Genomic DNA, 24,339 nt, shown 5'->3' on the forward strand with positions numbered 1-24,339 from the left:
TGTAACCTCTGTGCACCGCACGAACGCCTGCAAGGAGCCGCACACCATGACCCAGCGCACCCTCGTCCTCCTCAAGCCCGACGCCGTCCGGCGCGGGCTGATCGGCGAGATCATCGGCCGCATCGAGCGCAAGGCCGGCTGGAGCGTCACCGCGCTGGAGATGCGCACGCTGGACCGGGCGATCCTGGAGCAGCACTACGCCGAGCACGTCGGGCGGCCCTTCTACGAGCCGCTCGTCACGTTCATGTCCTCCGGGCCCGTCGTCGCGGTGGTCGTCGAGGGGGAGCGGGTCATCGAGGGCGTGCGCCAGCTCGCCGGCCCGACGGACCCGATCGCCGCGGCGCCCGGCTCCATCCGGGGCGACTACGGCACCATCGTCCGGGAGAACCTGATCCACGCTTCGGACTCCGAGGAGTCCGCCATTCGGGAACTGAAGATTTTCTTCCCCGGCCTTTCCTGACCTCCTGTCAGCCATACGCGCTCACGACCTGGGGCGACCGAGTGGTATTTCGGTCGCCCTTCGGCATATGACGGGGGAGACCGGGAACGCATCGCTCCGACACTTCGTCACCTATATAGAGGCGGACCACCGCGCCGTGTTCGCGGAAGCGGCACTACGATGGAATCCTCCGCTCCACACGATCCAGCGCGCCGTCCTGAGAAGCCGTCAACGCTCTATGGGAAGGCCCGGCGCTCCTCATGGGAAACAAGGGGAACTCAATGTCGTTCATCGGCCGTGACATGGCTGTCGACCTCGGGACCGCCAACACGCTGGTGTACGTCAGGGGTCGCGGCATCGTCCTCAACGAGCCGTCGGTCGTCGCCATCAACACCAATACCGGCGGCATCCTGGCGGTCGGCGCAGAGGCGAAGAAGATGATCGGCCGGACCCCCGGCAACATCGTCGCGGTGCGCCCGCTGAAGGACGGGGTGATCGCGGACTTCGAGATCACCGAGCGGATGCTCCGCTACTTCATCCTGAAAATCCACAAGCGCCGCTATCTCGCCCGCCCCCGCGTCGTCGTCTGCGTGCCGTCCGGCATCACGGGCGTCGAGCGCCGCGCGGTCATCGAGGCGTCCACCCAGGCCGGCGCGCGGCAGGTGCACATCATCGAGGAGCCCATGGCGGCCGCCATCGGCTCGGGCCTGCCGGTCCACGAGGCCACGGGCAACATGGTCGTCGACATCGGCGGCGGCACGACCGAGGTCGCCGTCATCTCCCTCGGCGGGATCGTCACCGCGCAGTCCATCCGGGTCGCCGGCGACGAGCTGGACAACGCGATCATCCAGCACGTCAAGAAGGAGTACAGCCTCCTCCTCGGCGAGCGCACCGCCGAGCAGATCAAGATCACCATCGGTTCGGCGTACGAGCTCGGCGAGGACGAGCACACCGAGATCCGCGGCCGCGACCTGGTCTCCGGCCTGCCGAAGACCGTCGTCATCTCCGCCTCGGAGGTACGCAAGGCCATCGAGGAGCCCGTCAACGCCATCGTCGACGCCGTGAAGACGACCCTCGACAAGTGCCCGCCCGAGCTGTCCGGCGACATCATGGACCGCGGCATCGTCCTCACCGGCGGCGGCGCCCTGCTGCGCGGCCTCGACGAGCGGCTGCGCCAGGAGACGGGCATGCCCATCCACATCGCCGAGGACCCGCTGGACTCGGTGGCGCTGGGTTCCGGCAAGTGCGTCGAGGAGTTCGAGGCGCTCCAGCAGGTCCTGGACGCCCAGCCCCGCAGATAGCGCGTGCGCGATCAGCCGTACGGGTGTTGCCAGGCCCGTACGGCTGATCGTTGGTATAACGGCACAAACATTCCTACGAGGAAGGCACGGCCGCCCCACGTGAGGGACACGAAAGAGAGCCGGCTGCTTCTGGCGCTTCTGGTCGCCGTCGCGTTCGCGCTGATCACGGTGGACATCCGCGGCGGTGAGGAGTCACCGGTCGACGGAGCCCGGCGCGTCGCCGCCACCGTCTTCGGTCCGGTCGAGAACAGCGTCGCGTCCGCGGTGGACCCCATCGGCAACGCGATCGGGGCCGTACGGGACTCCGGTGAGCGCCACAGCCGCATCGCGCAGCTGGAGAGGGAGAACGCCGAGCTGAAGGTGAAGCTCGGCAGCGACGACCGCAACCGCAACCGCGTCCGCGAGCTGGACAAGCTGCTCAGGACGGCCGGCGCGGGACAGTACGGCATCAAGGCGGCCGAGGTCGTCGCCATAGGGGCCGCCCAGGGCTTCTCCTGGACGGTCACCATCGACGCCGGCTCCCGGGACGGCATCCGCCGCGACATGACCGTCATCAACGGCGACGGGCTCGTCGGCCGCGTCACCACTGTCGGCCCCTCCACCGCGACCGTGCTGCTCGCCAACGACCCGGACTTCACGGTCGGCACGCGGATAGAGCGCACCAACGAGCTGGGCTTCGCCACCGGCCAGGGCGAGCGCCCGCTGTCGGTGCAGCTCCTCAACGGCAAGGCGAAGGTGAAGCCCGGCGACCGGCTCGTCACCTTCGGCTCCCAGGCCGACCGCCCCTTCGTGCCCGGCGTGCCCGTCGGCGAGGTCATCCGCGTCGATCCGTCCAGCGGCGACCTGACCCGCCGGCTGTTCGTCCGCCCGTACGCCGGGTTCAGCCGCCTCGACATCGTCGGCGTCGTCGTCCAGGCCCCCCGCACCGACCCGCGCGACACGGTCCTGCCCGCCAAGCCGAAGCCCGCCCCGACGGTCACCGTGACGGTCACCCCGTCCCCGGGCGGCGAGCAGCCGCAGGGCGAGCAGGACGAGCGGATGAACGCCCAGCCCGGCGTGACCCCCCGCACCGACGAGCAGGAGCAGGAGTAGTCCCATGCGCTTCAACCGGATCCTGCTCTCCAGCACCCTGGTCGTCGTCGCCCTCGTCGTCCAGGTCTCCGTCCTCGCCCGCCTCCACCTGCCCGGCGCCGTCCCCGACCTGGTCCTGCTGACCGTCCTCAGCCTGTCCATGGTGTACGGGCACGTCAGCGGCGCCCTCATCGGCTTCGCCGCCGGCCTCCTCGCCGACCTCGCCCCGCCCGCCGACCACGCCGTCGGCCGCTACGCCCTGGTCCTGTGCGTCATCGGCTACGTCGCGGGGCTCACCAGGCCGGAGACCGGCCAGCCCCGGTCCGCGGCCGGCCCGATGGTCATGGTCGTCGCCGCCGCCATCGGCTCCACGCTGCTGTACGCGGGCGTCGGCGCCCTCGTCGGCGACACCGGGGCCCGCCACGTCGGCCTCGCCTCGCTGATCCTCACCGCCGTCGTCTACGACCTGCTGCTCGCGCCGTTCACCGTGCCGTGGATCATGGCGCTGGCCCGGCGGGCCGACAACGACCCGCTCGCCGAGCCCGCCACCGCCGGCGGCGACGTCACCGCGAGCTGGACGGCCGGCGGCACCGGTCTGCGCGTCGGTGAACGGCGCGGCGGGCTGCGCGCCCGGGCCGCCCGCGGCAGGGCCGCCCGCGCCGCCCGCATCAAGGGGGTCAAGCGCCTGTGAGGCCGGCCCGACCGCGACGAGAGCGGCACGCGACACGAACGAACCGAGACGTCCGGGGGAGGGAGTCTTGAGCAACATTCCCGAGACGGGCCGGACCCCGCGGGTCCAGATCCGCCTCATCGTCATCCAGGTCCTCGTCTTCTCCCTGCTCCTCACCCTCCTCGGCCGCCTGTGGTACCTCCAGATCCGCAACGGCGAGGAGTACACCAACGAGGCGAAGAACAACCACGTCCAGCAGGTCGTCCAGCCCGCCGTGCGCGGCACCATCCTCGACGCCCGCGGCGTGCCCCTCGCCGACAACGAGACCCGCCTGGTCGTCTCGGCCTCCCGCACCAAGCTCATGCGCATGGAGGACCGCGGCAAGGGCGTCCTCACCCGCCTCGCCGGCGTCCTCGGCATGACGCCCAAGGAGGTCATGGACAAGGTCCGCCTCTGCGACGCCAAGACCCCGCAGCCCTGCTGGAACGGCTCCCCCTACCAGCCGATCCCCATCACCGACGAGGCGACCACGCAGCAGGCCCTGCAGATCCGCGAACGCGCCGAGGACTTCCCCGGCATCACCGCCGAGCCCACCGCCGTACGCCGCTACCCGGCCCCCGGCAAGGCCCGCACCGCGCAGGTCCTCGGCTACCTCTCGCCCGTCACCGACGAGGAGATCGAGAAGGCCAAGGACACCGACTCGCCGTTCCTCCGCTCCGACCAGGTCGGCCGCTCCGGCATCGAGCGCACCTACGACAAGTACCTGCGCGGCAAGGCCGGCGTCACCCGCTACGAGGTCGACAACCTCGGCCGCGTCCTCGGCCAGGCGGAGAACGACCCGGCGGTCCCCGGCTCCACCCTCGTCACCTCCATCGACGCCCGCGTCCAGGCCGTCGCCGAGTACGAGCTCCACCAGGCGATGAAGAACGTCCGCAAGGAGACCGACAGGGTCACCGGCCGCCCCTACAAGGCGGACGCGGGCGCCGTCGTCGTCATGGAGTCCAAGACCGGCCGCGTCGTCGCGATGGCCTCCCAGCCCGACTACGACCCCAACGCCTGGGTCGGCGGCATCTCCGGCACCGAGTACGCCAGGCTCACCAGCAAGAACTCCAACTACCCGCTGCTCAACCGGGCCATCCAGGGCCAGTCGCCCGCCGGCTCCGTCTTCAAGGTCGTGTCGGCGAGCGCGGCCGTGCGGGCCGGCTACCCCTTCGACAACCGCTACAACTGCAGCAGCTCCTACAGCCTCGGCGGCCGGAGCTTCGCGAACTTCGAGTCCAAGGGGCACGGCCCGATCACCCTCGGGGACGCCCTCAAGTACTCCTGCAACACCGTCTTCTACGCCCTCGGCCACAAGGAGTGGCAGCGCGACGGCGGCCTCAAGCCGAACAAGAACGCCCACGACTGGTTCTACCGGACCGCCCACGACTTCGGCTTCGGCTCCGAGACCGGCATCGACCTGCCGAACGAGGTCAGCGGACGCATCCCCGACCGCCAGTGGAAGCAGAGGTTCTGGGAGGCCAACAAGGACTCCTGGTGCAAGCAGGGCAAGAAGGGCGGCACCTACGTCGAGCAGATCGCCTACGAGAACTGTCTCGAAGGCAACCAGCTGAAGGCGTTCGACAGCATCAACTTCGCCATCGGCCAGGGCGACGTCCTCATCACGCCCGTCCAGCTCGCCACCGCCTACGCCGCCATCAGCAACGGCGGCACCCTCTTCGCGCCCACCATCGGCAAGGCCCTGATCAGCCCCGACGGCAAGAAGGTCCAGGAGATCAAGCCCAAGTCCCGCGGCAGGCTGCCGGTCGACGCCGAGACCATCAGCGACCTCGACAAGGGCCTGCGCTCCGTCGTCGAGCCCGGCGGCACCGCCGCCTGGCGGTTCGGCGGCTGGCCGCAGGACAAGATCCCGATGCGGGCCAAGACCGGCACCGCCCAGGTGTACGGCAAGCAGACCACCTCGTGGTTCGCCACCTACACCGACGACTACACGATCGTCATGACGATCTCCCAGGGCGGCACCGGCTCCGGCGCCTCCGGCCCCGCGGTCCGCAACATCTACGACGCCCTCTACGGCCTCGACGACGAGGGCAACCAGGACCTCAAGCGGGCCCTCCTGCCCAAGCCGCAGAAGGACCTGCCGAAGATCCAGCCCGACGGCACCATCGAGGCGCCCACCGTCAAGCCGTACGACCCCGAAGCGCAGAAGCCCAAGAAGGGCGACGGACAGGACGGCGGACAACAGGGCCTGGCCGGCCCGCCGCCGGTCTGGAGGGACTGACCGACCACCATGCCCGGAACCAACGCCTTCTCCGTCCCCCGGTACGCCCCCGAGCCCGGCGGCCTGTGGGCCAGGCTCACCGCCCGCGACTCCCTGGTGCGCCGCCTCGACTGGCCGCTGCTGTTCTCGGCGCTGGCCCTCTCCCTCGTCGGCGCGCTCCTCGTGTGGTCGGCCACCCGCAACCGCACCGAGCTCACCCAGGGCGACCCGTACTCGTTCCTCTTCAAGCACCTGCTGAACACGAGCATCGGCATCGCCCTGATGGTCGGCACGATCTGGCTGGGCCACCGCACCCTGCGCGGCGCTGTGCCCTTCCTGTACGGCCTCTCCGTCGTGCTCGTGCTGCTCGTCCTCACCCCGCTGGGCGCCACCATCAACGGCGCCCACGCGTGGATCGTCCTCGGCGGCGGCTTCTCCCTCCAGCCATCCGAGTTCGTGAAGGTCACGATCATCCTCGGCATGGCGATGCTGCTCGCGGCACGCGTCGACGCCGGGGACCAACTCCACCCCGACCACCGCACCGTCGCCAAGTCGCTGGTCCTCGCGGTCCTCCCCATGGCGATCGTCATGCTGATGCCGGACCTCGGCTCCGTGATGGTCATGGTCGTGATCGTCCTCGGCGTGCTCCTCGCCTCCGGCGCCTCCAACCGGTGGATCTTCGGCCTGATCGGCGCCGGTGTCACCGGCGCGGTCCTCGTCGCCGTGCTCGGCGTCCTCGACGAGTACCAGATCAACCGCTTCGCCGCGTTCGCCAACCCCGAACTCGACCCCGCCGGTGTCGGCTACAACACCAACCAGGCCCGCATCGCCATCGGCTCCGGCGGCCTGTACGGCGCGGGACTCTTCAACGGCCACCAGACGACCGGCCAGTTCGTCCCCGAGCAGCAGACCGACTTCATCTTCACCGTCGCAGGCGAGGAGCTCGGCTTCCTCGGCGCCGGCACGATCATCGCCCTGCTCGGCCTCGTCATGTGGCGCGCCTGCCGCATCGCCCGCGAGACGACCGAGCTGTACGGCACGATCGTCGCCGCCGGCATCATCGCCTGGTTCGCCTTCCAGTCCTTCGAGAACATCGGCATGACCCTCGGCATCATGCCCGTCGCCGGCCTGCCCCTGCCGTTCGTCTCCTACGGCGGCTCGTCCATGTTCGCCGTGTGGATCGCCGTCGGCCTGCTCCAGTCCATCCGCTCCCAACGGCCCATGACGGCATAGGCGCACCCGGGCGCAACGGTCCAACGGCGCGTTGGACTACATTCGGTACATGGCGGAGACAAAACGCGAAATCGAGCGAAAGTACGAAGCCACCACCGACACGAGGGTGCCGGACCTCACCCGGGTCCGCGGGGTGTCCCGCGTCGTCGACGCGGGCACCGCGGACCTCGACGCCGTCTACTACGACACCCCCGGCCTGCGCCTCGCCGCGCACTCCATCACCCTGCGCCGCCGCACCGGCGGCGGCGACGCGGGCTGGCACCTCAAACTGCCCGTCGCCCCCGGGGTCCGCGACGAGATCGGCGCGCCCCTCGACGACGACGTGCCGCCGTCCCTCGCCGCGCTCGTCCGCGCCCGCACCCGCGGCGACGCCCTCGCCCCCGTCGTACGGCTGCGCTCCTCCCGCGACGTGCGCCACCTCCTCGACGGGGACGGCGGCCTCCTCGCCGAACTGAGCACCGACACCGTTCACGCCGAACGCCTCACCGGGGGCGGCGGCACCGCGCGGTGGACCGAGATCGAGGTGGAACTCGCGGACGGCGGCGACCCGGCGCTGCTGGACGCCGTCGGCAAGCGGCTCCGCAAGGCCGGCATCCGCCCCGCCGCGTCCCCCTCCAAGCTCGCCCGGGCCCTGGAGGAGACCGGCACCCCACCCCGTGCGGCCCGGCCCCCCGCGCCGGACGGCACGGCCGGCGACCACGTCCTGGCCTACCTCCGCGCCCAGGTCGACGCCCTCCTCGACCACGACGCCGGCCTGCGCCGCGACCGGCCCGACGCCGTCCACCAGATGCGCGTCGCCACCCGCCGCCTGCGCAGCGCCCTCCGCAGCCACCGCGCGGTCCTCGACCGGGAGGCCACCGCCCCCCTCGCCGCCGAGCTGAAGTGGCTCGCCGCCGAACTGGGCGTCGACCGCGACCGGGAGGTGCTCGACGCGCGCCTGCTCGCGGCCCTCGACACGGTCCCGCGCACCCTCCAGCTCGGCCCGGTGCGCGGTCGCCTCCGCCGCTGGTCCGCCGCCCGCGAGGCCGGCTCGCGCGGCCGCCTCCTGGAGATCCTCGACGGCGACCGCTACCTGGCCCTCCTCGACGCCCTGGACACCCTCCTCGCCGACCCGCCGCTGCGCCCCGCCGCGGCGAAGGCCCCGGAGAAGGTGTTGGCCAAGGCGATCGGGAAGGACTACGCGCGCGTGGCGGCCCGTCTCGAACGCGCCCTGGCGCTCGACCCCGGCCCCGAGCGGGACACGGCCCTCCACGAGGCGCGGAAGGCCGCCAAGCGCGCCCGGTACTCCGCCGAGCCGGCCGCCCCCGTCCTCGGCAGGCCCGCGCGGCGCCTCGCCAAGGGGATGAAGGCGGTCCAGCGGCTCCTCGGTGACCACCAGGACAGCGTCGTCGCCCGCGAAGCCCTCCGGAACCTCGCCGTCCAGGCGAACGGCGCGGGGGAGTCGTCCTTCACCTGGGGCCTCCTCTACGCCCGGGAGGAGGCCGCGGCAGCGGCCAGGGAGCGGGAGCTGCCGGAGGCGTGGGCGAAGGTGTCGCTCCGGGGTCTGGACGGCTGAGCCGTTCGCCGTACCGGGGGGCGGCCCCGGGCGCGTTACGCTTGAGGGCCGCCCCCGTCAGCTCACGAAGGTTCCCCGAAATGCCTGAGTCGGTCTTCCCACAGCTCGAAGCTCTGCTCCCGCATGTGCAGAAGCCGATCCAGTACGTCGGAGGCGAGCTCAACTCCACGGTCAAGCCGTGGGAGAGCTGCGACGTCCGCTGGGCGCTCATGTACCCCGACGCGTACGAGGTCGGTCTTCCCAACCAGGGCGTCATGATCCTCTACGAGGTGCTGAACGAGCGCGAGGGCGTCCTCGCCGAGCGCACGTACAGCGTGTGGCCCGACCTGGAGAAGCTGATGCGCGAGCACGGCGTGCCGCAGTTCACGGTGGACAGCCACCGCCCGGTCGGCGCGTTCGACGTCTTCGGCCTGAGCTTCTCCACCGAGCTGGGCTACACCAACATGCTCACCGCGCTCGACCTGGCGGGCATCCCGCTGGAGGCGCGCGAGCGCACGCTCGACGACCCGATCGTCCTCGCCGGCGGCCACGCCGCGTTCAACCCCGAGCCGATCGCTGACTTCATCGACGCCGCGGTGATCGGCGACGGCGAGCAGGCCGTCCTGGAGATCACCGACATCATCCGCGCGTGGAAGGCCGAGGGCCGCCCCGGCGGCCGTGAGGAAGTCCTCTTCCGCATGGCGCGGACCGGCGGCGTGTACATCCCGCGCTTCTACGACGTGGAGTACCTGTCGGACGGCCGCATCGGCCGCGTCGTGCCCAACCGGTCCGGGGTGCCGTGGCGCGTGTCGAAGCACACGGTCATGGACCTCGACGAGTGGCCGTACCCGAAGCAGCCGCTCGTCCCGCTCGCCGAGACGGTCCACGAGCGGATGTCCGTCGAGATCTTCCGCGGCTGCACCCGCGGCTGCCGTTTCTGCCAGGCCGGCATGATCACGCGCCCCGTGCGGGAGCGAAGCATCACCGGCATCGGCGAGATGGTCGACAAGGGCCTCAAGGCGACCGGCTTCGAGGAGGTCGGCCTGCTCTCCCTGTCCTCCGCGGACCACTCCGAGATCGGCGACGTCGCCAAGGGCCTCGCGGACCGCTACGAGGACGACAAGATCGGCCTGTCGCTCCCCTCGACCCGTGTCGACGCGTTCAACGTCGACCTGGCCAACGAGCTGACGCGCAACGGCCGCCGGTCCGGTCTCACCTTCGCCCCCGAGGGCGGCTCCGAGCGCCTGCGCAAGGTCATCAACAAGATGGTCTCGGAGGAGGACCTGATCCGCACGGTCGCCACGGCGTACGGCAACGGCTGGCGCCAGGTGAAGCTGTACTTCATGTGCGGCCTCCCCACGGAGACCGACGACGACGTCCTCCAGATCGCCGACATGGCGGCGAACGTCATCGCCAAGGGCCGCGAGGTGTCGAGGTCCAACGACATCCGCTGCACGGTCTCCATCGGCGGTTTCGTGCCCAAGCCGCACACGCCGTTCCAGTGGGCGCCGCAGCTCTCCGCCGAGGAGACCGACGCCCGCCTGGAGAAGCTCCGCGACAAGATCCGCGGCGACAAGAAGTACGGCCGCTCGATCGGCTTCCGCTACCACGACGGCAAGCCGGGCATCGTCGAGGGCCTCCTGTCGCGCGGCGACCGGCGCGTCGGCGCCGTCATCCGCGCCGTGTTCGAGGACGGCGGCCGCTTCGACGGCTGGCGCGAGCACTTCTCGTACGACCGCTGGATGGAGTGCGCCGAGAAGACGCTGCCGCAGTACGGCGTCGACGTCGACTGGTACACGACGCGCGAGCGCACCTACGAGGAGGTCCTGCCCTGGGACCACCTGGACTCCGGCCTGGACAAGGACTGGCTGTGGGAGGACTGGCAGGACGCCCTCGACGAGACCGAGGTCGAGGACTGCCGCTGGACGCCCTGCTTCGACTGCGGCGTCTGCCCCCAGATGGACACCCACATCCAGATCGGCCCGACCGGCAAGAAGCTGCTTCCGCTCACGGTCGTCAAGTAGCCGCCGACGAGGCGTGACGCCCTGACAACGGCCCGTCCCGGGGGAGACCCCGGGGCGGGCCGTCGCGTTACGGGGGCGGGGACCGGGGAGCGCCCGCCGTGGCGCGGACCGGGGGCCGCCCGGCGACGGCCGTCAGACCGCCCGTCCGGACCGCCGCCCCGCCTGTCGGCCCGGGCCGTGCGCCCCGCCCGTGCGCCCCGCCCGTGAGCCCGGACCGTCGGCCCGGGCCGTGCGTCCTGTCCGACCGTCCTGACCCGTCGGTGCGGACCGTACGTCCCGCCCATCCGCCCGGGCCGTCGTCCCGCCCGGTGTGCGAGGGGTCCCGCCGCACGGTTCCGCGCCCCCCGGGCCGTTTCCTCCCCGTGTCCCCGCCCTCCCGGGGGTGGCGCCGCGCGCCGGCCGGTGCGGGCCCCGCCGCGCGACCCGTGGGAGAGGGGCGCGTTCCTGCGCGTACCCTGGGTAGGACGACGACTGCTCCCGGCGCGGCGCCCGCCCCCGAGGTCTCCCCGCACCAGCGGGGGTGATCCGGGCGGGTCCCCCGGGACGTCCACCGCATCCGGTGGGCGGCGCGCCACCGCGCCGCCCCGCACCGAGGAGAAGAACCACTGGGCAAGCGACAGCCCGAAGGCCCGCCGCCCGCACCGGCGGTGCAGCGCATCCGACTGCGCTACACCAAGCGCGGCCGCCTCCGGTTCACCAGCCATCGAGACTTCCAGCGCGCGTTCGAGCGCGCGCTGCGCCGCGCCGAGGTGCCCATGGCGTACTCGGCCGGTTTCACGCCCCACCCCAAGGTGTCGTACGCGAACGCCGCGCCGACCGGTACGGCCTCCGAGGCCGAGTACCTGGAGATCGCGCTCACCGAGCCGCGCGACCCCGCGAAGCTGCGGGAGCTGCTCGACGAGTCCCTCCCCGGCGGCCTCGACATCGTCGACGCCGTCGAGGCCCGCACCTCCGGCCTCGCCGACCGGCTCACCGCCTCCGTGTGGGAGCTGCGGCTCGACGGGGTCGACCCGGCCGACGCCGAGCGGGCCGTCGCCGCGTTCCTCGCGGCGGACACCGTGGACGTGCAGCGCATGACCAAGAACGGCCTGCGCACCTTCGACGCCCGCGCCGCCGTGGCGGGGCTCGAAACCGTTCCCGCTTCGGCTGATAGGCCGCTGGACGGCCCCTGTGCGATACTGCGGCTGGTTGTTCGGCACGTGACACCTGCCGTTCGACCCGACGACGTCCTGTCCGGTCTCCGAGCTGTGGCCGACCTGGCGCCGCCGGTCCCCGCAGCGGTGACCAGGCTGGCGCAGGGGCTCTTCGACGAGGAGTCCGGCACGGTGACCGACCCGCTCGCGCCCGACCGCGAGGCAGTCACGGCCGCCCCTTCCAAGGCCGCCGGACCCGCCGCCGCGACGGCGCCGGAAGGTGCAGGTTCCGCGTAGGAGCGTTCGTCGAAGCGCGGCCCTGGCACTCGGAGCCACCTGGGTCGGGTCGCGTACAGACACAGGAGACTTTCGCCAGGCCGTACGCAGAAGGCGTACGGAACCGGCGAGCCAGACATAACAGCTCCCGTGCGGCGCCCGCGCCCCGGACGGCGGCCACCGCGCATCACGCGGTGCCGCGGCCGGACCGGACACAGGCGCGGCGCCCGGGAGCGTGACGGGAGAACCGCCCGCATGCTCGAGTCGAACGAAACCGGCACCGCCGGTATCAACGAGGACAACAACACACCCAGCGACACGCTGCCGCCGCGCCGCAGGCGCCGCGCCGCGTCGCGCCCCGCGGGTCCGCCGGTCACGGCGGACACCGCCCCCGAGACCGTCGTGACCACGGTCGCTCCGGCCGCCGAGGCCGCCGCGTCCGACACGCCCGCCGCTTCCGGGGACGCGCCCGAGGCCGCCGCACCGGCGCGCCCGCGTCGTCGTGCGACCCGCAAGGCCACTGCGCCCGCGGCCGAGGCGTCGCAGGCCGCGGAGGTCGTCGAGGCCCCCGCCGCGCCCGTCGAGGCCCCCGCGCCTGCCGCCGAGGAGCCGGTCGCCCCGGCTCGTACGCGTCGTCGTGCGACCCGCAAGGCCACTGCGCCCGCGGCCGAGGCGCCGCAGGCCGCAGAGGTCGTCGAGACCCCTGCCGCGCCTGCCGAGGCCCCCGCGCCCGTCGAGAGCCCTGCTGCCGAGGTTCCCGCCGCCGAGGAGCCGGCCGCCCCGGCTCGTACGCGCCGCCGTGCGACCCGCAAGGCGACCGCGCCCGCCGTCGAGGCGTCGCAGGCCGCGGAGGCCACCGAGGCTCCTGCCGCGCCCGTCGAGGCCCCCGCGCCCGTCGAAGCGCCCGCGCCCGCCGCCGAGGAGCCGGCTGCTCCGGCTCGTACGCGCCGCCGTGCCACCCGCAAGGCCACTGCGCCGGTCACGCGGCCGGAGCCCGTGCCCGCCGAGGAGACCGAGACCGAGGCCGAGGTGGGCGAGAGCCTGCCCGCCGCCACCGTCGCGCAGATCACCACCGAGGAACCCGGTCGGGTCGCCGCCGCCGAGCAGGCCGCCTCCCGGGGCCGTACGCGCCGCCGCGCGACCTCCCCGCAGTTCACCGCCGAGGCCCCGCAGGGCCCCGAGCGCGGCCGCCGCCCGGCGCGCCCCGCCGTGCCGGTGTTCCAGGCCCCGGTCTTCACCGAGCCGATGTTCCAGACCCCGGAGACCGCCGCCGCGGCAGCCGCGGCCGCCGCCGCCGAGGCCGCGGAAGCCGCCGCCGAGGCGGAGGAGGAGACGGCCGAGGCCGTCGAGCCCGCCGCCGAGCGCGCCGAGACCGGTGGCCGCCGTCGCCGTCGCCGCCGCGGCGAGCCCGCCGAGGCCGTACGCCCCGCCGAGCCCGCTCCCGTGGAGGAGGCCGAGCCCGAGGCCGCCGAGGAGGAGCCCGAGGAGGCCGCCGCCGAGGGCGACGAGCAGGACGAGTTCGAGGAGCGCCCGTCGCGCCGCCGCCGCCGGGGCGGCCGCCGTCGCCGCCGCGGCGAGTCCGCCGACGCGGACGACCACGACGAGACCGCCGAGGCCGCCGAGGAGGAGGACGACGAGGACGACCGCGACGAGTCCGCCGAGACCGACGCCGAGTACGAGTCCGAGTCCGAGGGCGACGCCACCCCGTCCGCCGCCGGTACGAGCAGCTCGCGCCGCCGTCGCCGCCGTCGCCGCCGCAGCGGTGAGCCCGCCGCGGAGGCCGAGGCGGCCACCGAGGAGGACGGCGTCCGCACGGTCGTCAAGGTCCGCGAGCCGCGCCCCAAGGCCGAGCCGTCCGACGAGGTGCAGTCCATCAAGGGCTCCACGCGCCTGGAGGCGAAGAAGCAGCGCCGCCGCGAAGGCCGCGAGCAGGGCCGCCGCCGCGTCCCGATCATCACCGAGGCCGAGTTCCTCGCCCGCCGCGAGGCCGTCGAGCGGGTCATGGTCGTCCGCCAGCACGGCGACCGCACGCAGATCGGCGTCCTCGAGGACAACGTGCTCGTCGAGCACTACGTCAACAAGGAGCAGGCGACCTCGTACGTCGGCAACGTCTACCTGGGCAAGGTCCAGAACGTGCTGCCGTCCATGGAGGCCGCGTTCGTCGACATCGGCAAGGGCCGCAACGCCGTCCTGTACGCCGGCGAGGTCAACTTCGAGGCGCTCGGCATGGCCAACGGGCCGCGCCGCATCGAGACCGCGCTCAAGTCCGGCCAGTCCGTCCTCGTCCAGGTGACGAAGGACCCCATCGGCCACAAGGGCGCCCGCCTCACCAGCCAGGTCTCCCTGCCCGGCCGGTACCTGGTGTACGTGCCCGAGGGCTCGATGACCGGCATCAGCCGCAAGCTGCCCGACACCGAGCGGGCCCGGCTGAAGACCATCCTCAAGAAGATCGTCCCCGAGGACGCGGGCGTCATCGTGCGCACCGCCGCCGAGGGCGCCAGCGAGGACGAGCTGCGCCGCGACGTCGAGCGGCTCCAGGCGCAGTGGGAGGAGATCCAGCAGAAGGCGAAGGGCGGCAACGCCCCGACGCTCCTGTACGGCGAGCCGGACATGACCGTCCGCGTCGTCCGCGACATCTTCAACGAGGACTTCTCGAAGGTCATCGTCAGCGGCGACGAGGCGTGGGAGACCATCCACGGCTACGTGTCGCACGTCGCGCCCGACCTGGCGGACCGGCTGCAGCGCTGGACCTCCGAGGTCGACGTCTTCGCGACGTACCGGATCGACGAGCAGCTGATGAAGGCGCTCGACCGGAAGGTGTGGCTGCCGTCCGGCGGCTCGCTGGTGATCGACAAGACCGAGGCGATGGTCGTGATCGATGTCAACACCGGCAAGTTCACCGGCCAGGGCGGCAACCTGGAGGAGACCGTCACCAGGAACAACCTGGAGGCGGCCGAGGAGATCGTCCGGCAGCTGCGCCTGCGCGACCTGGGCGGCATCGTCGTCATCGACTTCATCGACATGGTGCTGGAGTCCAACCGGGACCTGGTGCTGCGGCGCCTGCTGGAGTGCCTGGGCCGGGACCGGACGAAGCACCAGGTGGCCGAGGTCACGTCGCTGGGCCTGGTCCAGATGACCCGCAAGCGGGTCGGCCAGGGACTGCTGGAGTCGTTCTCCGAGACCTGCGTCCACTGCAACGGCCGCGGCGTCATCGTCCACATGGAGCAGCCCGGCACCGCGGGCGGCGGTGGCGGCAAGCGGTCCCGCAAGCGCGGTCGCGGCGGCGCCGAGCAGCACGAGCACGTCGAGCAGCCGCACGAGTACGTCGAGCCCGCCGAGGCCGCCGAGGCGCCCGCCGCCGTCGAGGCCCCGCAGGCCGAGGCGCCCGCCCCGGCCGCCGAGCCGGAGCCGGCGTTCGCCCCGGACGAGGAGCTGTACTCCAGCGCCGCCGAGGCCGAGGCCGCCGCGGCCCGCGGCCGTACGCGCCGCCGTGCGAGCCGCAGGGCGTCCGCCCCGGCCGGCGCGCCGCGCGCCGCGGAGACCGCGCCGGTCGTGGAGGCCCCGGTGACCCCGGTCGCCGAGCCCGCGACGGTGACGGAGCCGGAGGTGGCCGCCCCGGCCGCCGAGCCGGAGCCGGCCGCCGTCACGCCGGAGACCGCCGAGGTCACCGAGGCCGCGCCCGAGGCGCCCGCCGAGGCCGCGCCGCAGGGCCGTACGCGCCGCCGTGCCACCCGCAAGGCGACCGCGCCGGCCGGATCGCCGAAGGCCGCCGAGGCCGCCGTCGTCGTGGCCCCCGCAGCCCCCGAGGCACCGGCCGCTCCCGAGGCGCCGGTCGCTCCCGAGGCGCCGGTGGCCGAGGAGCCGGCCGTCGAGGCGCCCGCGCCCGCGGCGGCCCCGCCGCGGGCACGCCGCCGGGTGGTCCGCAAGGTCACCGCTCCCGCCGGTTCGCCGTCGGGCGCGCAGGAGGCCGCGATCGTCGTCGTGAGCAGCCCGTCGGCCCCGGCGGAGCCCGCTCCGGCGGAGGCGGAAGCGGAGCCCGCCGAGGCGGGGGCCGCCGCCGAGCCGGAGGCCCCGGCCGCCGAGAAGCCCGCCCGGAAGACCGCCGCCAAGAAGGCCACGGCCAAGAAGACCGCCGCCAAGAAGACGGCGGCCAAGAAGACCGCGGCGAAGAAGACGACCGCCAAGAAGGCCACGGCCACCAAGGCCACGGCCACCAAGGCCACGGCCACCAAGGCGGCGTCGAAGACGGCGAAGACGGCCAAGGCGGCGAAGACCGCCAAGTCGGCCAAGAAGACCGCTGCCGCCGAGCAGTCGTCGGAGCCTTCCGTGACGGTGGTCACGGAGGACTGAACGCTCGGTGGAGCGTGGCCGAAATGATCTGTGTCCCGCCTCGCATTCCTGCGGGGCGGGGCATGGATTTTGTTTCAGAATCGATGCTTCCGGCCCTTAACGGCCCGGAAATTGGCAGAGACATTCCTGATAATGTGACGCGGGTCGATGCCGTTCACCGTTCCCCACCGGAGCGTGCGGGCGGTGTGCGACTCGGTTCCGGGCCGGACCCGTCCCGGCCGTCATCGGTAGGGCGTCGGCATCGCGCCGGAGGGGTAGACGCGCGCTCACGACGAGACGTACGCACACCCCGGACCTCTGCCACATAGAGCTCTTGCGGTGTTCAAGGAGGACGTCCATGCCGAGCGTCAACGAGCAGCCCATCCCCGCTGCCCGCCCGGTCATCGGTGAAGAAGAGATCGAAGCCGCCGTACGCGTACTGCGCAGCGGCCGCGTCGTGCAGGGCCCGGAGGTGGCGGCCTTCGAGGAGGGCTTCGCCGACCTCGTCCAGGGCCGCCACTGCGTTGCCGTCAACTCCGGCACCTCGGCGCTGCACCTTCTCCTGATGGCCCTGAACGTCGGCCCGGGTGACGAGGTCATCGTGCCGTCGTTCTCCTTCGCGGCCTCCGCCAACGTGATCCGGCTGGTCGGCGCCGACGCCGTCTTCGTCGACATCGACCCGGACACCTTCTGCGTGGACCCGGCCGCCGTCGAGGCCGCCATCACCCCGCGCACGGTCGCGATCATGCCGGTGCACCTGTACGGCCACCCGGCCGCGATGGACGAGATCATGGCCATCGCCGACAAGCACAAGCTGGCCGTCGTCGAGGACGCCTGCCAGGCGCACGCCGCCGCCCTCCACGGCACCCCGGTCGGCGCGTTCGGCGTCGGCGGCACGTTCAGCTTCTACCCGACCAAGAACATGCACTCCCTCGAGGGCGGCATGGTCACGGTCGCGGACGCGGAGATCGCCCGCACCCTGCGCCTGCTGCGCAACCAGGGCATGGAACAGCGGTACGCCAACGAGATCGTCGGCGCCAACATGCGCATGACCGACGTCGCCGCCGCCGTGGGCCGCGTCCAGCTCGCGAAGCTGAACGGCTGGACCGAGCAGCGCATCGCCAACGCCGCGTACCTCTCCGAGCACATCACCGCGCCGAACGTGGTGACCCCGGTCGTCGCCGAGGGCGCGCGCCACATCTACCACCAGTACACGATCCGCGTCCTCGGCGACCGCGACGCCGCCATGGCGAAGCTCACCGAGGCCGGCGTCGGCAACGCCGTGTACTACCCGACGCCGATCCACCGCCTGAAGCCGTACTGGGAGCCGGACCAGAAGGCCGGCCGCCACTGGGACCTGCCGGAGACGGAGAAGGCGGCCGCCCAGGTCGTCTCCCTGCCCGTCCACCCGTCGCTGACCCGGAACGACCTGGAGCGGATCGTCACCGCCGTGAACGCGCTGGGGGAGGACCTGTGACCGCCACCACCGGAACGCTCCGGGCCGGCCTCGTCGGCCTCGGCTCCATGGGCCGCCACCACGCCCGCGTCCTCGCCGGGCTGGAGGGCGTCCAGCTCGTCGGCGTCGTCGACCCGATGGGCGACAAGAACGGCTGGGCGCAGGGCGCCCCCGTCCTCGCCACCGTCGAGGAACTGCTCGCCCTCGGCGTGGACTACGCCGTCGTCGCCTGCCCGACCGCCCTCCACGAGGAGGTCGGCCTGAAGCTGGCCGAGGCCGGCGTGTGCGCGCTCATCGAGAAGCCCGTCGCGGACACCGTCGACGGCGCCCGCCGCCTCGTCGAGGCGTTCGAGTCGCGCGGCCTGGTCGCCGGCGTCGGCCACATCGAGCGGTGCAACCCGGCGCTGCGCTCCCTGCGCGCCCGCCTGGAGGCCGGCGAGCTGGGCGACGTGTACCAGGTCGTCACGCGCCGCCAGGGCCCCTTCCCGCACCGCATCGCGGACGTCGGCGTCGTCAAGGACCTGGCCACCCACGACATCGACCTCACCGGCTGGGTCACCGGCCAGACGTACACGTCGATCGCCGCGCACACGGTGTCCAAGTCGGGCCGCCCGCACGAGGACATGGTGTCCGCCGTCGGCCAGCTCTCCGACGGGACGATGGTCAGCCACCTGGTCAACTGGCTGAGCCCGCTCAAGGAGCGCTTCACGTCCGTCACCGGTGAGCGCGGCTGCTTCATCGCCGACACCCTCACCGCCGACCTGACGTTCTACTCCAACGCCGCCGTCGCCACCGAGTGGGAGGCCCTGCGCGCCTTCCGCGGGGTCGCCGAGGGCGACATGGTCCGGTACGCGATCCCGAAGCGGGAGCCGCTCCTCGTGGAGCACGAGCTGTTCCGCGACGCGGTCCTCGGCAAGTCCGACGACATCTGCACGCTGCGGCAGGGCCTGCGGACCGTGGAGGTCGCCGCGGCCGTCCTGGAGTCCGCCGCGACCGGCGACACGATCCGTCTCGACGGCGCGGCAAAGGGGTAGGGGTAATCTCCCTTGACCAGACCTGATGTCACCGTCGTCGTGGCGGTCTACAACACGATGCCGTACCTGACGGAGTGTCTGAACTCGCTCGTCAAGCAGAGCATCGGCAGGGACCGCCTGGAGATCGTGGCCGTCGACGACGGTTCGACCGACGACAGCGGCCGGGAGCTCGACCGCTTCGCGGAGCGGTACCCCGGCGTCGTGAAGGTCATCCACCAGGCCAACTCCGGTGGCCCGGCCGCTCCCAGCAACCGGGCCCTGGAGGTGGCCACCGGCCGCTACGTGTACTTCGTCGGCTCCGACGACCGCCTCGGCCGGGAGGCACTGGAGCGCATGGTGAAGTGCGCCGACGAGCACGGCTCCGACGTCGTCGTCGGCAAGATGGTCGGCACCAACGGCCGGTACGTCCACCAGGCGCTCTACCAGCGGAACGACCCCGACGTCAGCCTGTACGACTCGGCGCTGCCGTTCACGCTCGCCAACACCAAGCTGTTCCGGCGGGACCTCGTCGAGCAGCACAAGCTGCGCTTCCCCGAGGACATGCCGGTCGGCTCCGACCAGCCGTTCACCATCGAGGCGTGCGTCCGCGCGAGGAAGATCTCCGTCCTCGCCGACTACACGTACTACTACGCGGTGAAGCGCGGCGACGCGTCCAACATCACCTACCGCGCCGACCACCTCTCCCGGCTGCGCTGCACCGCGCAGATCATGGAGCACACGGCGCGGCTCATCGAGGCCGGGCCGAAGCGCGACGCGGTCCTCAAGCGCCACTTCACGTGGGAGCTCGCCAAGCTCGTCCAGGGCGACTTCCCGTCCCTGGACCGCGCCACCCGGGTCGAGGTGTGCGCCGGCATCGCCGAACTGGCCGACGCGTACTTCACCGACGCGCTGCGCGACTCCATGGACGTCAGGCGGCGGGTGCGGATCGCCCTCGCCCAGCGCGGCGCCGTCGACCTGCTGGTCCGCGCCATCGAGGACGAGGCGGAGCACGGCGCCCCGCCGATGCTCCTGGAGGACGGCCGCGCGTACCTGCGCTACCCCGGCTTCCGCGACCCCGCCCTCGGCCTGCCCGACCGGCTGTTCGAGGTGGTCGGCGAGGCCGTGCCCGCGCAGCTCGCGGACGGCACGCGCCTGGTCTCGGCCGCGTGGGAGCAGGACGGCGACGACATGGCCGTCTCCCTCGCCGTCCGCGTCCCCGTCACCGGCGAGACCGGCACCGCGACCGTGCGCCTCGCCGACGGGGCCCTGCCGAAGAGCGCCGACAAGCCCGGTGGCCGCCGCGTCCCCGTCGGCACCGAACTGCCCCCCCTCGCGGGCGGGACCAGCCAGGAGGCGGCGGCGGACGGCACCGGGACCGTGCTGCTGACCCGCGTCCCGCTCCCGCCGATCCGGGCCAGGCTCGGCGTCCGCGCCTACCTGGATGTGGCAGGCTCGACGTACGAGATCCCCGTCAAGACACAGGGGGCGCCGCTGCCCCTGGCCCGGCGCTGGCGCGAGAAGGTCCCGTACCGGCTCTCCGCCACCGCCGACGCCAAGGGGCGGCTGGTCATCACCACGGCCCCGCTGTGGGAGCCCCCGCCCGGCGCCAGCCTGCGACTGCGCCGCGTCCTGTCCCGTGTGAAGAGGAAACTGACCCGATGAACATCTGTGTAGTCGCGCTCGGCAAGATCGGTCTGCCGCTCGCCGTGCAGTTCGCCGACAAGGGCCACAAGGTCATCGGCGCCGACGTCAACGAGAAGGTCGTGGAGCTGGTCAACGCCGGCACCGAGCCCTTCCCCGGCGAGCACGACCTGGACGTCAAGCTGAAGAAGGCCGTCGACGCCGGCCTGCTCACCGCCACCACGGACACCGCCGCCGCCGTCGCGCGGTCCGAGGCCGTCGTCGTGGTCGTCCCGCTGTTCGTGGACGCCGAGGGCACCCCCGACTTCGGCTGGATGGACTCCGCCACCCGGGCCATCGCCAAGGGCCTCAAGCCGGGCACCCTCGTCTCGTACGAGACGACCCTCCCCGTCGGCACCACCCGCACCCGCTGGGCGCCGATGCTGGAGCAGGGCTCCGGCCTCACCGCCGGCGAGGACTTCCACCTGGTCTTCTCCCCGGAGCGCGTCCTCACCGGCCGCGTCTTCGCCGACCTGCGCCGCTACCCGAAGCTCGTCGGCGGCATCGACGAGGCGTCCACCCGGCGCGGCGTCGAGTTCTACGAGCAGGTCCTCGACTTCGACGAGCGCGCCGACCTGCCGCGGCCGAACGGCGTGTGGGACCTCGGCACCGCCGAGGCGTCCGAGCTCGCCAAGCTCGCCGAGACCACGTACCGCGACGTCAACATCGGCCTGGCGAACCAGTTCGCCCGCTTCGCCGACAAGAACGACATCGACGTCAAGAAGGTCATCGAGGCCTGCAACTCCCAGCCCTACAGCCACATCCACCAGCCGGGCATCGCCGTCGGCGGCCACTGCATCCCGATCTACCCGCGGATGTACCTGTGGAACGACCCGGAGGCGACCGTCGTCCGCTCCGCGCGCGAGGCGAACGCCGCGATGCCGGAGTACGCCGTCGACCTGCTGGCCGCCGCCTACGGCGACCTGAAGGACGTGGGCGTGCTCGTGCTGGGCGCCGCCTACCGCGGCGGCGTCAAGGAGACCGCCTTCTCCGGCGTCTTCCCGACCGTCGAGGCGCTCAAGGCGCGCGGCGCCGTCCCGTACGTCTCCGACCCGATGTACACGGACGAGGAGCTGGCCGCCCACGGCCTCACCCCGCACCGGGGCGAGAAGGTCACCGCGGCGATCCTCCAGGCCGACCACGCCGAGTACCGCGAGCTGGCGGCCTCGGACCTGCCGGACGTGAAGGTCCTCGTCGACGGCCGCCGCACCACCGACCCGGCCCGCTGGGAGGGTGTCCGCCGCGTCGTCATCGGCGGCTGACACCCGCGCTCCACAGCCGCTGACACCCAGGCCCTGTCCCGCCCGTCCGGCGGGGCAGGGCCGACCTGCTGGAGGTTCCACGATGACCTGGTTGATCACCGGAGGCGCCGGTTTCATCGGCTCGCACGTGGTGCGGGCGATGACCGCGGCGGGAGAGCCCGTCGTCGTCGTCGACGACCTGACGTCGGGACGCGCCGACCGGCTGCCCGCCGGCGTCCCGCTGGAGAGCGGCTCGGTCCTCGACCGGGACTTCCTCGACCGCGTCCTGCGCGAGCACGCCGTCACCGGCATCGTGCACACCGCGGCGAAGAAGCAGGTCGCCGAGTCGGTGGCGAAGCCGCTCCTCTACTACCGGCAGAACGTGGAGGGCGTGCGCGTCCTCCTCGACGCCGCCGTCGCGGCCGGTGTCCGCCGGTTCCTGTTCTCCTCGTCGGCCGCCGTGTACGGGACGCCCGACGTGGACCTGGTCACCGAGAAGACCCCGTGCGCGCCGATCAACCCGTACGGCGAGACGAAGCTCGTGGGGGAGTGGATGACCGGCGCGGCCGGCCGGTCCCACGGCATGGCCACCGCCGCGCTGCGCTACTTCAACGTGGCGGGCGCGGCCACGCCCGAGCTGGCCGACAAGGGCGCGTACAACCTGGTGCCGATGGTCTTCGAGCGGCTCGCGGCCGGGCGGGCGCCGCTGGTCTTCGGCGACGACTACCCGACGCCGGACGGGACGTGCGTCCGCGACTACATCCACGTCGAGGACATCGCCTCCGCGCACCTCGCCGCGGCGCGCCGGCTCGTCGAGGACCCGCGGGCGGAGCTGGTGCTCAACGTGGGCCGCGGCGAGGGCGTGTCGGTCCGGGAGATGGTCCGCGTGATCCAGGAGGTCACCGGGTTCACGGACAGCGGCCTGGAGGTCGCCCCGCGACGCCCGGGCGACCCGGCGCGGGTGGTCGCGTCCGCGGACCTGATCCGCGAGGAACTGGGCTGGACGGCCCGCTACGGCATCCGCGAGATGGTCGAGTCGGCCTGGCGCGGCTGGTCCCTGCGCCACCCCGCCTGACCCGCCCCCGCCCACCGACCGGGACGCACGCCCCGGGCCCCCGGACGGAGCCCTCGGTACGGGCCCTCTGGACGGAGCCCGCGGGTACGGGTCCTCCCCCGTGGACGGAGCCCGCGGGGTGGAGGCTCCGGAGGGAGGCCCCGGGCGGGGCCCCTCCCGACGGAACCCCCGGGCGGGGCCCGGACGGTGCCCCCGGGAGGCGGCTCTCCCCGGACGGAGCCCTTGGCACGGGCCCCTGGACGGAGCCCGCAGGGTGGGGATCCCCCTGCACGGAGCCCGCGGGGTGGGGGTCCCCCCTGGACGGAGTCCTCGGGGAGCACCCCGCGGCGGCCCGGCTCAGGAGCCGGCCGGCTCCCAGGCGCCCAGGGCCAGCCCCGGCTCGGGCTTCTGGCGGGCCACCCAGAGCGCGCCGTCCGTGCCGATCGCGGCCATCACGACCCGCCCGGCCCCGTCCAGCGCCAGCGACGGCGCCCCCAGGCACGGGCTCCCGGTGAGCGTCCAGGTGGCCCCGGCCTCCTCGTTCCCCGTCGGGTACGCGGCGAGCGCCGGCCGCCCCGTCGCCCGGTCCCGGTGCGCCAGCACCGTGCAGTCGTGGCCGTCCACGTCGGTGCGCAGCACCGCCACCGGCCCGGTGCCGGTGCCCTCCCCCACCCGGGCCGGCTCCCCCTCGGCCGGGCGCCAGGCGCGCACCGTGCCGTCCTCGGCGTCGTGCCAGAAGTGGGTGAGCCCGCCGTCCTCGCCCGTCACCACGGACGTCAGCGAGTCGGGCGCGACGCGCAGCGGCACGTCGTCGGCGCGCGCGAAGGGAGCGCCGGGCTTCTCCCAGCTCCAGCGCTGCAGCACCTCCGACGTGGGCGCGAGGATCTCCAGGTGGCCGTCGCCGGCGAGGGCCGCGGACGCCGTGCCCACCACCCGCCTGCCCTTGATGTCCAGCCAGCCGTTCCAGGCGCCCGTCCTGGCCTGGTTGCGGACGGTCACCCCGCGGCCCGCGTTGCGGATGAAGACGTGGAGGGAGCCGTCGCCGTCCACGACGGCCGACGGGAGACCCATCTTCTCGGCCAGCGACGGGTCCGAGGGGTACGGGGACGCCAGCGACCGCCACTCGCGCAGCGGGCGGCCCGTCTGGTACTGGATGGCGTAGACGATCTCGTGGGCCGCCGCCCCGTCCGACAGCGGCCTGCGGCGCGTCCCCACCAGGTGGACGTAGCCGTCGGCGCCCTGGGCGACCGAGAAGTACGGCAGCAGGTCCGGCGCGGGGAGCGGCTCGGGGCCCTTCCAGGCGGGGCCGCCGGGGCGGGTCTCGGTCCAGCGCAGCACGTGGCCGTCCCCCGGGGCGTAGGCCGTGAGCCGGCCGTCCTTGCCGCGCACCAGCCAGCCGGTGGTCGCCGGCACCGAGGGGTCCAGGACCGGAAGGGGCGCTCTCCCGGCCGGTTCGGGCCGGCCGTCCCGGCGTTTGGCTTTCCGGCTGAACAAGACCGCCATGGTTGACGTCGACCTTTCCCTGTACCTGTACCGCGAGCGAGTGATTCTCTTCCGCAGGCGCGCGCGACCCTAGCATTCCGCACTCCGGGAGCCCCCCGTCACCGTCCGGGGGCGGTCGCCGA

At 73.1% G+C, this 24,339-nt stretch carries 16 protein-coding genes; 15 read left to right on the forward strand and 1 reads right to left on the reverse strand.

The features are described 5' to 3' along the window. Nucleotides 1-46 precede the first annotated feature (46 nt). The 15 genes from ndk to galE all read left to right on the forward strand — a co-directional run bounded on the left by ndk (nt 47) and on the right by galE (nt 22,735). Nucleotides 47-460, forward strand: a complete 414-nt coding sequence (ndk, locus tag RND61_RS12830; RefSeq protein WP_315878027.1) for a nucleoside-diphosphate kinase — start codon at nt 47-49, stop codon at nt 458-460. 260 nt (nt 461-720) lie between these two features. After that, entirely contained in the window at nt 721-1,740 is a 1,020-nt protein-coding gene (locus tag RND61_RS12835; RefSeq protein ID WP_315878122.1) for a rod shape-determining protein, read from the forward strand. Between the two features lie 99 nt (nt 1,741-1,839). Further along, nucleotides 1,840-2,832 carry a rod shape-determining protein MreC gene (gene mreC / locus RND61_RS12840; protein WP_315878028.1) on the forward strand — a complete coding sequence of 331 codons (993 nt, stop codon included), beginning with the start codon at nt 1,840-1,842 and terminating at the stop codon, nt 2,830-2,832. Between the two features lie 4 nt (nt 2,833-2,836). Then, nucleotides 2,837-3,502: a rod shape-determining protein MreD gene (gene mreD / locus RND61_RS12845; RefSeq protein WP_315878029.1), complete on the forward strand. Its 666-nt coding sequence runs from the start codon at nt 2,837-2,839 to the stop codon at nt 3,500-3,502. A gap of 67 nt (nt 3,503-3,569) precedes the next feature. Further along, nucleotides 3,570-5,762, forward strand: coding sequence for a penicillin-binding protein 2 (mrdA, locus tag RND61_RS12850; protein WP_315878030.1), 2,193 nt, complete (start codon nt 3,570-3,572; stop codon nt 5,760-5,762). Nucleotides 5,763-5,771: 9 nt separating this feature from the next. Continuing rightward, entirely contained in the window at nt 5,772-6,974 is a 1,203-nt protein-coding gene (rodA, locus tag RND61_RS12855; RefSeq protein WP_315878031.1) for a rod shape-determining protein RodA, read from the forward strand. 49 nt (nt 6,975-7,023) lie between these two features. Next, nucleotides 7,024-8,529 (forward strand): CYTH and CHAD domain-containing protein, encoded by a 1,506-nt coding sequence (locus tag RND61_RS12860; RefSeq protein ID WP_315878032.1) that lies wholly within the window; start codon nt 7,024-7,026, stop codon nt 8,527-8,529. A gap of 80 nt (nt 8,530-8,609) precedes the next feature. After that, the gene (locus tag RND61_RS12865; RefSeq protein ID WP_315878033.1) at nt 8,610-10,532 is read left to right on the forward strand and encodes a TIGR03960 family B12-binding radical SAM protein; all 1,923 of its coding nucleotides are present in this window, start codon (nt 8,610-8,612) and stop codon (nt 10,530-10,532) included. A gap of 647 nt (nt 10,533-11,179) precedes the next feature. Then, nucleotides 11,180-11,962: a TIGR03936 family radical SAM-associated protein gene (locus RND61_RS12870; protein WP_315878034.1), complete on the forward strand. Its 783-nt coding sequence runs from the start codon at nt 11,180-11,182 to the stop codon at nt 11,960-11,962. Nucleotides 11,963-12,196: 234 nt separating this feature from the next. Next, nucleotides 12,197-16,291 (forward strand): Rne/Rng family ribonuclease, encoded by a 4,095-nt coding sequence (locus tag RND61_RS12875; RefSeq protein ID WP_315878035.1) that lies wholly within the window; start codon nt 12,197-12,199, stop codon nt 16,289-16,291. Between the two features lie 337 nt (nt 16,292-16,628). Then, entirely contained in the window at nt 16,629-17,747 is a 1,119-nt protein-coding gene (locus RND61_RS12880) for a DegT/DnrJ/EryC1/StrS family aminotransferase (RefSeq protein WP_315878036.1), read from the forward strand. Next, nucleotides 17,744-18,760 carry a Gfo/Idh/MocA family protein gene (locus RND61_RS12885; protein ID WP_315878037.1) on the forward strand — a complete coding sequence of 339 codons (1,017 nt, stop codon included), beginning with the start codon at nt 17,744-17,746 and terminating at the stop codon, nt 18,758-18,760. The genes RND61_RS12880 and RND61_RS12885 overlap by 4 nt, the downstream gene beginning before the upstream one ends. A gap of 12 nt (nt 18,761-18,772) precedes the next feature. Continuing rightward, entirely contained in the window at nt 18,773-20,401 is a 1,629-nt protein-coding gene (locus RND61_RS12890; protein ID WP_315878038.1) for a glycosyltransferase family 2 protein, read from the forward strand. Beyond that, the gene (locus RND61_RS12895) at nt 20,398-21,681 is read left to right on the forward strand and encodes a nucleotide sugar dehydrogenase (RefSeq protein ID WP_315878039.1); all 1,284 of its coding nucleotides are present in this window, start codon (nt 20,398-20,400) and stop codon (nt 21,679-21,681) included. Before RND61_RS12890 ends, RND61_RS12895 begins: the two co-directional genes overlap by 4 nt. Nucleotides 21,682-21,763: 82 nt before the next feature. Beyond that, nucleotides 21,764-22,735, forward strand: a complete 972-nt coding sequence (galE, locus tag RND61_RS12900; RefSeq protein WP_315878040.1) for a UDP-glucose 4-epimerase GalE — start codon at nt 21,764-21,766, stop codon at nt 22,733-22,735. Nucleotides 22,736-23,071: 336 nt separating this feature from the next. Here the strand turns inward: galE and RND61_RS12905 are convergent, their stop codons facing one another. Beyond that, nucleotides 23,072-24,127 (reverse strand): hypothetical protein, encoded by a 1,056-nt coding sequence (locus RND61_RS12905; RefSeq protein ID WP_315878041.1) that lies wholly within the window; start codon nt 24,125-24,127, stop codon nt 23,072-23,074. Between the last annotated feature and the right edge of the window lie 212 nt (nt 24,128-24,339).

Origin of the sequence: Streptomyces tamarix, from assembly GCF_032423885.1 — a bacterium.
Classification (GTDB): domain Bacteria; phylum Actinomycetota; class Actinomycetes; order Streptomycetales; family Streptomycetaceae; genus Streptomyces; species Streptomyces tamarix.

Excerpts from the sequence above, each read along its gene's own strand:
- ndk (WP_315878027.1), top strand. The coding sequence starts at position 47 with ATGACCCAGCGCACCCTCGTCCTCCTCAAGCCCGACGCCGTCCGGCGC.
- RND61_RS12835 (WP_315878122.1), top strand. The coding sequence starts at position 721 with ATGTCGTTCATCGGCCGTGACATGGCTGTCGACCTCGGGACCGCCAAC.
- mreD (WP_315878029.1), top strand. The coding sequence starts at position 2,837 with ATGCGCTTCAACCGGATCCTGCTCTCCAGCACCCTGGTCGTCGTCGCC.
- rodA (WP_315878031.1), top strand. The coding sequence starts at position 5,772 with ATGCCCGGAACCAACGCCTTCTCCGTCCCCCGGTACGCCCCCGAGCCC.
- RND61_RS12860 (WP_315878032.1), top strand. The coding sequence starts at position 7,024 with ATGGCGGAGACAAAACGCGAAATCGAGCGAAAGTACGAAGCCACCACC.
- RND61_RS12865 (WP_315878033.1), top strand. The coding sequence starts at position 8,610 with ATGCCTGAGTCGGTCTTCCCACAGCTCGAAGCTCTGCTCCCGCATGTG.
- RND61_RS12875 (WP_315878035.1), top strand. The coding sequence starts at position 12,197 with ATGCTCGAGTCGAACGAAACCGGCACCGCCGGTATCAACGAGGACAAC.
- RND61_RS12880 (WP_315878036.1), top strand. The coding sequence starts at position 16,629 with ATGCCGAGCGTCAACGAGCAGCCCATCCCCGCTGCCCGCCCGGTCATC.
- RND61_RS12895 (WP_315878039.1), top strand. The coding sequence starts at position 20,398 with ATGAACATCTGTGTAGTCGCGCTCGGCAAGATCGGTCTGCCGCTCGCC.
- galE (WP_315878040.1), top strand. The coding sequence starts at position 21,764 with ATGACCTGGTTGATCACCGGAGGCGCCGGTTTCATCGGCTCGCACGTG.